Origin of the sequence: Microtetraspora malaysiensis, from assembly GCF_001528665.1 — a bacterium.
GTDB classification, from domain to species: Bacteria; Actinomycetota; Actinomycetes; order Streptosporangiales; family Streptosporangiaceae; genus Microtetraspora_A; species Microtetraspora_A malaysiensis.
In genome coordinates this window covers 247,961-260,205 of sequence record NZ_BBYJ01000006.1, presented here as the reverse complement: position 1 = coordinate 260,205, position 12,245 = coordinate 247,961, and the positions used below count along the sequence as shown (strand labels likewise).

Here is a 12,245-nt window from a genome sequence, read left to right as displayed (position 1 = left end):
GATGGCCGGACCGCTTTCGCGGATCCCACGACAAGCCATATCCGACGAGTGCCGACTTATACGGCATTTTCGGATATTTCCCAGTGCCCTCATCCCCAATGAGGACTCGCCCGGCATCCGCGCGGCATGGTCACGAACTTCGGTCAGCTACGCGGCGTGGCCTTGCAATGACGGAGAGATTACGGCGGCGCGCCGTGCTCGCGACCGGAGTTCGGACGAGCGGTCCTTGTTTCGCGACGCGCGGCAATCCCCGTCGGGACCGGCGGCACACCTGGCGCGACGAACGGTCGCCCTCCCTCGCCGCCGAAGAGCTCCCGGCGGTCACATCGAGCCGAGCGTCGAGGTGGGCACCCGGAAACGCCGGACGAGCTGGTCGCGCACCTGGCGGGTGTGCCGCCTGCTCACGGGAAGGACCGCACCGCCCACCTGGAGCACCATCCGGCCGCCGTCGTAGCGCAGCTCGCTGACATGCCGCGCGTTCACCAGCGTGCTGCGATGGGCGCGAACGAAGCCCGAGCCGCCCCAGCGACGTTCGAGCGCCGCCAGCGGCATCCGTACGAGGTAGGTGCCGTCCACGGTGTGCAGCCGCACGTAATCGCCGTGCGCCTCGGCGTACCAGACGGCCTGGCGCTGCACGAACTTGGTGCGGCCGCCCAGCTCGACGGGGATGACGTCGATACCCTCCTCCTCGCCGCCCACCGCCTCGGCCGCCGAAGAGAGCCGCCGCACGGCCTGCGCCAGCCGTTCGGGGCGTACCGGCTTGAGCACGTAGTCGACGGCCTCCAGCTCGAACGCGCGGACCGCGCAGTCATGGGCGGTGACGAAGACCAGCCGGGCCCGCCCGGGGAAGCCGGCGATCATCTTCGCCAGCTCGAACCCGTCCAGCCCGGGCAGCCGGACGTCGAGGAAGACTCCGTCGAGGCGCTCACCGGCGCCCAGCATCGTCACGATCATGTGGAGCGCGGCAAGCCCGTCCTGTGCGGTGGTGACGTGCTCGATCCGCTCGTTCCGGCGCAGGAGGTAGACGAGCTCCGACAAGGCGGACGTCTCGCCGTCGACGGCCATAACACGCAGCATGACCACCACCGTGCCGCCTCGCCCGCCGGGCCCGCAAGGGATTCGACGACGAACAGTGGTCATGCGAACACGAAGCGGATCACCACCTCGCCCGTCAGGGAGGACCCTCGCCCGGCTCCTCCTGGTAGGAGTACCGCTGCTCGCGCCAGGGGTCGGCGACGTTGTGGTAGCCGCGCTCCTCCCAGAAGCCGCGCCGGTCCTCCGTCAGATACTCGATCCCGCGCACCCACTTCACGCTCTTCCAGGCGTACAGGTGCGGGACCACGATGCGTACGGGGAAGCCGCGCTCAGGGGTGAGCGGCTTGTCGTCCAGCGCGGTGGCGAACAGCGTGGTGTCGCGGTCGAAGTCGCTCATCCGCATGTTCGCGCTGTAGCCGTACTCGGCCCAGATCATGATGTGCCGTACGCCGGGGCCCGGGGGGACGTGCTCCATCAGCGTCCGCGCCGCGATGCCCGACCACTCGTTGCCCATGATCGAGAACTTGGTGACGCAGTGGAAGTCCGCGATGACCGCGGTCCTGGGCAGCGCGGCGAACTCCTCCCACCCGAGCATGTGCGTGTCACCCGACGCCGTCGCGCCGAAGACCTGGAACCGCCAGCTCTCGGGACGGAACGCCGGGACCCGGCCGTAGTGGATGACGGGCCGGCCGCGTGGGATGTACTGCCCCGGGGGCAGACGGTTCTCCTCTTCGGGCATCTCCGGCACGTCGCCATCCTGCCACCAGCCGTTCACCTCACCGGCACCGGGACCCCGCCAGCGACCGGAAGGCCATTCGCGATCATGAACGGTCTCACCCGCCTCCGGGCATGCGCTATATTGCGTGACATGCGTACCGCTGAGTTTTGGTATGGCGACGGACCCGCAGGGACCGCTCGCCCCTTAGCGCTGCGCTGACAGCCAAGGCGAACGAAAGGCCCCGGGTCCACACGGACCCGGGGCCTTTCGCGTTTCGCGAGGAAAACGACAGCACCCACTAGGAGTGACCATGGTCATCGTCATGGGATCCGAGGCGACCCAGGACGACATCGAGTCGATCGTCCGGCTCGTCGCCACGGCCGGCGGCGAGGCGTTCGTCAGCAGCGGCGTGAGCCGGACGATCATCGGGCTGGTCGGCGACGTCGAGCGGTTCGCGGCGCTGAACCTGCGCGGCATGTCCGGCGTCGCGGACGTCATGCGCGTGTCCGTGCCGTACAAGCTGGTCAGCCGGGAGAACCACCCGGAACGGTCGACCGTCAGGGTGGGCGGGGTGCCGATCGGCCCGGACACCGTGACGCTGATCGCGGGCCCGTGCGCCGTCGAGACCCCGCAGCAGACCCTGGAGGCGGCCGAGATGGCCAAGGCCGCGGGCGCGACCCTGCTGCGCGGCGGCGCCTTCAAGCCGCGCACCTCGCCGTACGCCTTCCAGGGGCTGGGCGAGGAGGGCCTGCGGATCCTCGCCGACGTACGCGAGAAGATCGGCCTGCCGATCGTCACCGAGGTGGTGGACGCCCACGACGTCGAGCTGGTCGCGTCCTACGCGGACATGCTGCAGATCGGCACCCGCAACACACAGAACTTCGCGCTGCTCCAGGCGGTCGGCGCGGCGGGCAAGCCGGTCATGCTCAAGCGCGGCATGAGCGGCACGATCGAAGAGTGGCTGATGTCGGCCGAGTACATCGCCCAGCGCGGCAACCTCGACATCGTGCTGTGCGAGCGCGGCATCCGCACGTTCGAGACCGCCACCCGCAACACCCTGGACGTCTCCGCGGTCCCCGTCGCGCAGCGGCTCTCGCACCTCCCCGTGATCATCGACCCGTCCCACTCGGGCGGCCGCCGTGACCTCGTCCTGCCGCTCACCCGCGCGGCCATCGCGGTCGGCGCCGACGGCGTGATCATCGACGTCCACCCCCACCCCGAGCAGGCGCTCTGCGACGGCCCCCAGGCCCTGGTCAACGGCGACCTGCGCGAGCTCGCGCGGGTGATGCGCCAGTTCCCCCCGCTGCTGGGCCGTACGCTCACCGACGCCACGCACGCGGTCCCGGTGCCCGCGTGATCTCCGGCTCGCCTCGGGGCGCGGCCCGCCACCGCGTGGTCTCGCGCCCCTGACCTTCCGAATGTGCGGCCGTCCGGCCGCGGACGAGCGGGTACGGCTTGCGCCACAAGCGGCGAGCCGTACCGACCGGTGGGGCACATTCGTCGCGAAATCCGCATATAACCGCAGGCCGGAAGGGTTTCCTGGAACTCCAGCGGACGGCCGAGCCGGGAAAATACGCTGCCCCGCATGTTGCCCAAACCTGACGACATCGTTGGCCGCGACGAGGACTGGACGATCCTGGAGCGGTTCGCGCGGCCTTCTCCCATCGGAACCCCGGGCTCGGGAGTGGCCGCCCTGGCCGGCCGCCGCCGTACCGGGAAGTCCTTTCTTCTCCAGCGGTTCGCCGACGCGACCGGCGGGTTCTACTTCGAGGCGCGCCTTGAGGAGACACTCGTCAAAGTCCAGCAGCGGTTCCGTAAGGAGCTGAGCACCTATGACCCGTCCCGGACCGCCGAACTGTCGGCCCTGGCTCTCGACGCGCCCGACACGTGGGACCGGCTGCTCCAGATCGCGATGGACGCGACGTTCAGCAGGAGCGAGGGAAACCGGATACCCCCCGTCGTGATCGACGAGTTCCCCTATCTGCTGCGGGACACCCCGGACCTGCGGTCGATCGTGAAGTCGATCTACGACACCAGCTCGTTCCGGCGCGGCGAGCCCGGCAAGCCCGGCCTCTGGATCGGCTACTACGACCGGCTCATCGAGGGGCGCATGTTGCTCTGCGGCTCGGCGATATCGGTGATCCACGAGCTCGGTCACGGCTCCCGGCCACTCTTCGGCCGCCTCACCTTCAAGCTGACCATGGACCCTTTCGACCATGTCGACATGGCGCGGTTCTGGGGGATCGAGGACCGCCGGGTGGCGTTCACCCTCTTCGCGGCGCTCGGTGGCGCTCCGGGTTACCGGAATCCGCTCCTGCAACTGACGGGGCTCCCGATTCCGCAGACGATGGAGGAACTGGACGCCTGGCTCGCCGACGCACTGCTCCGACCTCGGCCGGACTTCTTCACCGAGGACGAGATCGATCGCCTGCTCCGCGAGGACCCGCGCATCACCGACAAGGACATCTACCGGCAGGCGATGAAGGCGATCTCCGAGGGCAACGCCACCCTGACGAAGATCGGCGCGGCCATCGGCCGTTCCAAGGACGAGACCGACGGGATCGTCGCCCGGCTGGTGGCCATGCGGTACGTCGAGGAGTGGCGCGACCTGCTACGGCCCCGCGACTACCTGTTCCGGCTGAACGACCCGATCGTCCGCCTCCATCACGCCGTGGTCGAGTCGCGCATGCGCGATCTGGTGCGCGGGGCGACGACCCCGGAGGCCGCCTGGCGGGACGCGCGGCAGAGCTTCCGCTCCCAGGTGATCGGCCCGGCGTTCGAGAAGATCGCCACGTGGAGCGCGTTCCGGCTGCTGTACAACCGGACCGACCTCGGCTCGGACGGCTGGGCCCTGGTGCCCGACCCGGCCAACCGGACCACCCACGAGGTGGACTACATCGGTCTCGCCCACAACACCAGCGGCCGCCCCAAGGGTTCGACGATCACCGCCATCGGCGAGACCAAGGCGACCGAGCGGCCGCGCGGCCTGAAGGACCTGGAGCGCCTTCGCCACATCCAGGCGCTGCTGGCCAAGGACCACAAGGCGGAGAACGCCGTACTGGCGATCTTCTCCATGCACGGCTTCTCGGAGCACCTGCGCCAGGCGGCGAAGGAGGCCCCCGACGAGATCGCGCTGTACGACCTCGACGACGTCTACAGCTATCGGGAGCCGTCCTTCTGACCGGACGACCGGGCCACCGCACCGGCCCGGTCAGACGCCTTCGAGCTTGTACTCCTGCAGGGAGTCGGCGAGCTGGACGGCCAGCTCTTCGGCGTCGAGCCGCTTCTCGATCTGCTTGAGGTCTTCGATCTTGGCCCGGGTCTCGGCAGTACGCGGAGCGAGGAGCGTGCAGCAGTCCTCATCCGGCAGCTCGGAGATCTCCAGCGTGCCGATCCGGCGCGCCTCGGCCATGATCTCGGTCTTGTCCAGCCCGATCAACGGCCGCAGGATGGGCATCGCGACCGCGTGGTCCTGGGCGGTGATGTTGGTCAGCGTCTGGGACGAGACCTGCCCGAGCGAGTCTCCGGTGACCAGCGCCTCCGCGTGGATGCGGTGGGCGACCTCTTCCGCCGTCTTCAGCATCAGGCGCCGCTGCGCGATCACGGCGAGCCGGTCCTGGCCGGACGCCTTGATCGACTGCTGGGCCTTGCCGAACGGCACCACCCACAGGCGCGACTTCCCCTGGAACCGGTCGAGCCGGCGGACCAGCGCGTACGCCTTGTAGATGGACTCGGACGTGGTGAACGGGATGCCGGAGAAGTGCAGGAAGTCCACCCGGAGGCCGCGCCGCATCATGCGGTAGGCGGCGACCGGCGAGTCGATGCCGCCGGACATCAGGACCAGCGCCCGCCCACTGGAGCCGACCGGCAGCCCTCCCTGGCCCGGCAGGCCGTCGGTGAAGACGAAGATCTCGTCCCGGTCCACCTCGATGAAGACGGTCAGCTCGGGCTTGCTCAGATCGACCGGCAGGCCGTACGTGTCGTTGATGTTGCCGCCGACCAGGCGGTCCAGCTCGTTGGAGCGCAGCGGGAAGCGCTTGTCCCTGCGCCGCGAGCGCACGGCGAAGGACGCCTTACGCGCGACCTCGTCCCTGTCCCTGATCAGCTCGATGGCCGCCTCGGTCACGGCCTCGGGGGTCTTGGCGACGCGCCAGGCGAGGTTGACCCGCACCAGGCCGGGCACCTCGGACACGCGCTGCGCGACCGCCTCGGCGACGTCCACCGACGTGCCCTTCGGCAGGAACAGCGCGATCACGCCGTGCCGCTGCCGGATGTCGACCGTGAACTCCTTGAGCGCGGCCTTGATGTTGGAGCGCAGCCGGCTCTCGAAGAGCTCGCGGTTCCTGCCCTTGAGGACGACCTCGCCCAGCTTGAGCAGCACGCAGGGCTCACCCAGGGCCGACATGGCCGTCACGGACATTGTGTTACCTCCGGCGAAGCGGTTCGAGACAGTACGACTAGCGCAAGTGTGGCGGGTACGGGCGGCTGCGGCGAACCGGAATCCGGCCCGGCAAGGGACAACGCCGCGATCCCGCTACTTTAGTCCGCGCGCGCCCCTCGTCCGCCCTCGGCGAGGCGACCGCCCCACGAGCACGGTCCCCGGCGGCCCGCGTCTCCGCCCTGCCCCGGCACGTACATGACGGCGCGCGTTCGTCACGGCGCCCCTCTGCGGAGCACGAGTGCGCGGGGCCAGGCCGAGGTCCGTAGGCGCTCCGGCGGGGGCTGCTCCGGCCTCCGCGACCCCCGCCTCCGTGCCACACTCTCCTGCCACCCCAGGCCCCGAGGTGATTTCCGGGCAGCCGGATCAGGCCGGCGGCGCCCGGTCGCGCATTTGGCCGGGGTAGGCGCGGATCGTCCGATCAAACGCGCATTCGCGTACCAGAGGCCGCAGCTCGCGACTCATCGGTCGGCGTCCTGCTATCGGAACCGAACCCGGAATTCGGTGCGGCGAGAGCGGGTTTCCCGTCGGCATTCGAGGACCGGATCCGCCGAATCGTCGCCCCTGCCGGCCATCGCCGCACGTTCGTCGCCGACCGGTCGACGCGACCGGGAACCATCGAATGTGAGAGAAATTCGGGCTTCCCCTACCGGCCGGAGCCGGACTTCGCGATCGCCGCACGAGAAATGTGAACCGAACCTCACTCGGAGTGCACATTTATCCACACGCGCGAAACTCCTTCTCCCTCAGAACAAAAGTTCTCCCTCTCCATCCCCCTAAATATCCCCCTATAGATTCGCAAATGCCGCCCCGTTGCCATACTCCCGGTGTCCCGAATTACCGAAAGGTGAATTCATGGCACACATAAACCACTTCGCGTACGGGCTGCTCACGCCGGTGCTCGCGTACGTCATGTCCAGCATCGGATCGATGCTCGGGCTGATGCTGACCGCGCGTGCCCGTTTCGCGATCGGCGGCGCCCGGGTGCGTTGGCTGGCCGGGGGCGCCGTGTCGATCGGCGGCACCGGGATCTGGGTCATGCACTTCATCGCGATGATGGGGTTCAACATCGGGAACGTCCCGATCCGTTATGACATCCCACTCACCGTCGCCTCGGCCCTCCTCGCGGTGGCCGTGGTGGGCGCCGGCCTGTTCCTCGTCGCGTACGGCGGCGCACGGCTCGGACCGCTGCTCGCGGGCGGGCTGCTCACCGGAGGCGGCGTCGCCTGCATGCACTACGTCGGCATGGCCGCGATGAACATGCCGGGGCACGTCCGCTACGACTTCGGCGTCGTCGCAGGCTCGGTGCTGATCGCCGTCGCGGCGGCGACGGCCGCGCTGTGGTTCACGACGCGGGTACGGGGCGCGCTCCCGACCGCCGGGGCCGCGCTGATCATGGGGGTGGCTGTCAGCGGGATGCACTACACCGGCATGTTCGCGATGAGCGTGCGGCTCGACCCCGATCCGGGGATGGTCCCCGGCGCCCCGGCCATCGATTTCCTGGTGCCACTGCTGGTCCTCATCAGCATGTTCACCCTGGTGATGCTGCTGTCGGCCATCCTCGCCCCCTCCGAACGCGAGCTGCGCGCGGAGGCGAAGCTGCTGGAATGGCTGGCCGAGCGGCGGGCCGGATCGACCGCGCCCCTCCCCCGCGAGCCGCAATACCACCAACACCGCCTACCCGACTGACGGCGGCCGCTCGCCCAAGAGCGTCGCGGTCGGAGGCCTACCCCGGAAGACGCGGGCTTGCGGACGCGAGCCTGGAGAGGCGTGCGTTCCGGCGCCCGGACAGGCGAAGGGCCGCCCCAGAACCCCGGGGCGGCCCCTCTTGCCAGACCGGTCACCTCTCACCAGGACCGGCCCGCTCGTGAGACCGGCGACGCGCGACTGCTCACCCGGGCCGTCGGCCCGGTCAGCCGAAGAAGACCTCGGCCTCCTCGTAGCGCGAGGCCGGAACGGTCTTGAGCTCGGCGGTCGCCGCGTCGAGACCGACCCGCACGATGTCGGTGCCGCTCAGGGCGATCATCTTGCCGTAGTCGCCCTCGTGGACGGCGTCGATGGCGCCGAGCCCGAAGCGGGTGGCCAGGACCCGGTCGTACGCGGTCGGCGTGCCGCCGCGCTGGATGTGGCCGAGGACCGTGGTGCGGGCCTCCTTGCCGGTACGCTTCTCGATCTCCTGGGCGAGGACCTCGCCGATGCCGCCGAGGCGTACGTGCCCGAACGCGTCGAGCTCGCCGGCCTGCAGCGCCATCTGGCCCTCGATCGGGTGGGCGCCCTCGGCTACGACGATGATCGGCGAGTAGCGGGTCTTGAAGCGGGACTCCACGTAGGCGCAGACGCGGTCGATGTCGAACGGCTTCTCCGGGATCAGGATGACGTTGGCGCCCGCGGCCATGCCGGCGTGCAGGGCGATCCAGCCCGCGTGACGGCCCATCACCTCGCAGATGAGGGCGCGGTGGTGGGACTCGGCCGTGGTGTGGAGGCGGTCGATGGCCTCCATCGCGATGTTCACCGCGGTGTCGAAGCCGAACGTGTAGTCGGTCGCGTTGAGGTCGTTGTCGATCGTCTTGGGCACGCCGACGACCCGAACGCCCCGGTCGTAGAGCTGCTTGGCGACCCCGAGGGTGTCCTCGCCGCCGATGGCGATCAGGGCGTCGACGCCCGCCGCGGCCAGGTTGTCCTTGATCCGCTCGACGCCGCCCTCGATCTTGATGGGGTTCGTGCGGGAGGAGCCGAGGATCGTGCCGCCGCGCGGCAGGATGCCGCGCACCGCCGGGATGCCCAGCTCCATGGTTTCGCCCTCCAGCGGGCCGCGCCAGCCGTCACGGAAGCCGACGAACTCGTATCCGTAGACTCCGATGCCCTTGCGGACGACCGCGCGGATCACGGCGTTCAGGCCGGGGCAGTCGCCGCCTCCGGTCAGCACTCCGATACGCATGACGGGTTCCTCCAGATGGATTCACGGCCAGACCGATGCCGGCTCTCCAGCACGTCAATGCACGGCATTCTGCCCGAGGCGGCAGGAATGGTCTAGACCAAACGTGCGGTTCGATGATCAAGCGTAACGATTGGATCCGCGCCGCGCCGGGATTCCGGCGACCGGCCGCGCGCCGTTCCTCTGTCAACCTCCCCGGCGCCTCCGGTTCGCGTCGGATCGGCGTCACGCCGCCGCCCGCACCGGGCCCCACGCGGGCGTCCGCGTATGCGCGCGCTGCCCGGGCGGCGGACCCGCGGGTTACTATCCGCCCAACATCCACAGTAGCCAACGTGCCGGTGAAGGAGGCGCGGTGAGCGTCCTGGCGATCGACGCGGGAACGACCGGGGTCACCGCCCTGGTGGTGTCCGAGGACGGCCGGATCGAGTCACGGGGATATGAGGAGTTCGCGCAGCACTTCCCCCGGCCCGGCTGGGTCGAGCACGTCCCCGAGGAGATCTGGCAGGCGACGCTGGCCGCCTGCCGTACGGCGCTGGACGGGGCCGCGTCGCCGCCACGGTGCGTCGGCATCACCAACCAGCGGGAGACCGCGGTGCTGTGGGACCGGACCACCCTGGCCGCGCCGCGCCGGGCGATCGTGTGGCAGGACCGCCGCTCGACGGACGTCTGCGAGCGGCTCCGCGAGCACGAGCCGCGGGTGGCGGAGCTGACCGGCCTGCGGCTCGACCCCTATTTCACCGGCACCAAGCTGGCCTGGCTCGCCGAGAACGACCCGAGGGCGTGGAACGCGGGCAACCTCGCGATCGGGACGGTGGACTCGTACCTGATCGCGAGGCTCACGAACGGCGAGCGGCACGTCACCGATCCGTCCAACGCGTCCAGGACCCTGCTGTACGACATCACGCGCGGCGCCTGGTCGCCGGAGCTGTGCGACCTGTTCGGCGTGCCGGAGAAGGCGCTGCCGGAGCTCGTTCCCAATTACGGGGAGATCGGCCGCACGTCCCCGGAGGCGTTCCTCGGGCTGGACCTGCCGATCAGCGGCGTCGCGGGCGACCAGCAGGCCGCGCTGTTCGGCCAGACCTGCTTCTCGCCCGGCGACGTGAAATGCACGTACGGCACCGGCTCCTTCATCCTGGTCAACACCGGGGACGAGATCGTCCGCTCGGCGGCCGGGCTGCTCACCACGGTGGCCTGGCAGGCGCCCTCCGGCGCCATGACGTACGCGCTCGAAGGGGCGGTTTTCGTCACCGGCGCCGCCGTCCAGTGGCTGCGCGACGGCCTGGGCGTGATCCAGAGCGCCGCGGAGACCGAGGCCGTCGCCCGGACGGTTCCCGACTCGGGCGGCGTGGTCTTCGTCCCCGCACTGACCGGCCTCGGCGCGCCGTACTGGGATCCGGACGCGCGGGGCACGATTCTCGGCATCACGCGCGGCACCATGCGGGCGCACCTCGTGCGCGCGACCTTGGAGGCGATCGCCTTCGAGGTGCGCGACATCGTGGAGACCATGGACCTCCCCGTGCCCGTGTTGAAGGCCGACGGCGGGGCCAGCGCGAACGACCTGCTGATGCAGCTGCAGGCGGACCAGATCGGCACCCCGGTCGAGCGCCCGATCGTGCGGGAGACGACGGCCCTGGGCGCGGCGTTCCTCGCCGGACTCGGCGCGGGCGTCTGGTCCTCACAGGAGGAGTTGCGCGCGACCTGGCGGCTCGACCGCCGCTTCGAGCCCGGCCCGGACGACGGCGCGGCCTACGCGCTCTGGAAGAAGGCCGTCGACCGCGCGCGTGACTGGGCGTCCTGACGCCCGCCTTTGCCCGGTCGGCGGGCGCGGCGACGCGATCAGCGGCGGAAGCGGCCGGTGATCTCGTAGGTGACATCCGCCGCGGACGAGCCGCCGCCGTGCCGTGCCGAGAAGTACAGCCGGGCGCCGTCGGGTGAGAAGGCCGGGCCGGTGACCTCCGGCCCGCCGCGCCCCAGGATCCGCAGGAACGGCGTGCGGGCGCCGTCCTCCCCGAGGATCGCCATCTCCGTGCCGTCGCCGTGCTCGGCGATGACGAGAGCCCGGACGTGCCCCGCCGCCACCCCGTCCATGTCACTCCGCGGGTCCGCGTTGTGGAGGACGGTGATCTGCTCGTTCTCCGCGTCGTACGCCCAGACGCGGCCGTCGCCCGCCGTGGCGAAACGGCAGAGGCCGCCGGAGTAGTGGCAGTCGCCGCTCCCGGCGAACCGCTTGGCCCCCTCGACCTGCTCGCGGGTCGGCTCGAACAGGGCGGCCGGGTTGGGGACCCGCCGCCAGGTGACCGGGCCGGGCCCCGGCCCGCCCACCATCACCTCCAGGACGCCGGTCGTCAGGTCGCCCCAATCCTCCGGGCGGAAGCGGTAGAAGCAGCCGTCCCGCTCGCCCTCGGTCAGGTATACGGCCGTCCTGGACGGATCGAACGCCGCTCCCGCGTGCCGGAACAGGCCCATCGCGAGGCGGGGCATGGCCGCGTGCTCACCGTACGGATCGCACTCGAAGATCCGGCCGCGGCTGGTCTCCTCGCAGGACAGCCAGGTGTCCCAGGGGGTGGCTTCGCCGGTGCGGTTCCGGTCGGTCCCGGAGAGGATGCGATACGCGCTCCTGACGGCGCCGTCCGGGCCGAACCGGATCGCCGACACGCCGCCGAGCAACGGGATGTCCGAGTTGGAGGCGTAGATCCATCCGTCGCCGTCGGGGAAGCAGGCTCCCGCGCCGGGTTCGGCGTGCCAGGTCAGCCCGCCCACACGTTGACCGGAACGGCCGACGACCCTGCCGGTGAATCCGCGCGCGAGCGTGATCGCGTCGCCGTCCGGCGGCTCCAGGTCCCCGCACCGGCTGAGGGACCCGGGCAGCGCGGGGCCGCCGCCGCCCGTCCGGAAGGTCGCCTCCGCGGAGGCGGACGACCACAAGGGGCCGGTCAGCACGGGGATCGCCTCCGGCCGTACGGACGTATGACGCGACATGATCGTCTCCTTGGCCTGCTCGTGGCACGCGGCCCGGTCAGGTTCCGGACCCGTTGCCGCCGCCCGCCTCCGGGCCGTGTCCGCTGCGTCTCGTTGGCGCGCTACGCACGGTCGGTCCGGACAGCCGATCAAAACGTTAT

9 protein-coding genes are annotated in these 12,245 nt (G+C 70.4%); 4 read left to right on the top strand and 5 right to left on the bottom strand.

Annotated elements, in window-relative coordinates; genetic code table 11:
* Window positions 1–321: 321 nt before the first annotated feature.
* Window positions 322–1,077 (bottom strand): LytR/AlgR family response regulator transcription factor, encoded by a 756-nt coding sequence (locus tag AWQ71_RS06610; RefSeq protein WP_067128941.1) that lies wholly within the window; start codon window positions 1,075–1,077, stop codon window positions 322–324.
* A gap of 94 nt (window positions 1,078–1,171) precedes the next feature.
* Window positions 1,172–1,774, bottom strand: a complete 603-nt coding sequence (locus AWQ71_RS06605; protein ID WP_067128937.1) for a sulfite oxidase-like oxidoreductase — start codon at window positions 1,772–1,774, stop codon at window positions 1,172–1,174.
* A 289-nt stretch (window positions 1,775–2,063) separates the two neighbouring features.
* Between AWQ71_RS06605 and aroF the strand changes: the two genes are divergently transcribed.
* Window positions 2,064–3,110, top strand: a complete 1,047-nt coding sequence (gene aroF, locus AWQ71_RS06600) for a 3-deoxy-7-phosphoheptulonate synthase (RefSeq protein WP_067128256.1) — start codon at window positions 2,064–2,066, stop codon at window positions 3,108–3,110.
* Window positions 3,111–3,338: 228 nt separating this feature from the next.
* On the top strand, window positions 3,339–4,934 hold the full coding sequence (locus tag AWQ71_RS06595; protein ID WP_067128254.1) for an AAA family ATPase: 1,596 nt from the start codon (window positions 3,339–3,341) through the stop codon (window positions 4,932–4,934).
* Window positions 4,935–4,964: 30 nt separating this feature from the next.
* On the opposite strand, the gene thiI is transcribed toward AWQ71_RS06595, so the two are convergent.
* Window positions 4,965–6,173 carry a tRNA uracil 4-sulfurtransferase ThiI gene (gene thiI, locus AWQ71_RS06590; RefSeq protein WP_067128252.1) on the bottom strand — a complete coding sequence of 403 codons (1,209 nt, stop codon included), beginning with the start codon at window positions 6,171–6,173 and terminating at the stop codon, window positions 4,965–4,967.
* 873 nt (window positions 6,174–7,046) lie between these two features.
* On the opposite strand from thiI, the gene AWQ71_RS06585 reads away from it, so the two are divergent.
* Entirely contained in the window at window positions 7,047–7,880 is an 834-nt protein-coding gene (locus AWQ71_RS06585; protein ID WP_067128249.1) for an MHYT domain-containing protein, read from the top strand.
* Between the two features lie 223 nt (window positions 7,881–8,103).
* Here AWQ71_RS06585 and AWQ71_RS06580 read toward each other — a convergent pair whose 3' ends face one another.
* Window positions 8,104–9,129 carry a 6-phosphofructokinase gene (locus tag AWQ71_RS06580; RefSeq protein WP_066936651.1) on the bottom strand — a complete coding sequence of 342 codons (1,026 nt, stop codon included), beginning with the start codon at window positions 9,127–9,129 and terminating at the stop codon, window positions 8,104–8,106.
* Between the two features lie 349 nt (window positions 9,130–9,478).
* Here AWQ71_RS06580 and AWQ71_RS06575 point away from each other — a divergent pair, with 349 nt between their 5' ends.
* On the top strand, window positions 9,479–10,924 hold the full coding sequence (locus tag AWQ71_RS06575) for an FGGY family carbohydrate kinase (RefSeq protein ID WP_067128246.1): 1,446 nt from the start codon (window positions 9,479–9,481) through the stop codon (window positions 10,922–10,924).
* Window positions 10,925–10,962: 38 nt separating this feature from the next.
* On the opposite strand, the gene AWQ71_RS06570 is transcribed toward AWQ71_RS06575, so the two are convergent.
* Window positions 10,963–12,105: an alkaline phosphatase PhoX gene (locus tag AWQ71_RS06570; RefSeq protein WP_067128243.1), complete on the bottom strand. Its 1,143-nt coding sequence runs from the start codon at window positions 12,103–12,105 to the stop codon at window positions 10,963–10,965.
* Between the last annotated feature and the right edge of the window lie 140 nt (window positions 12,106–12,245).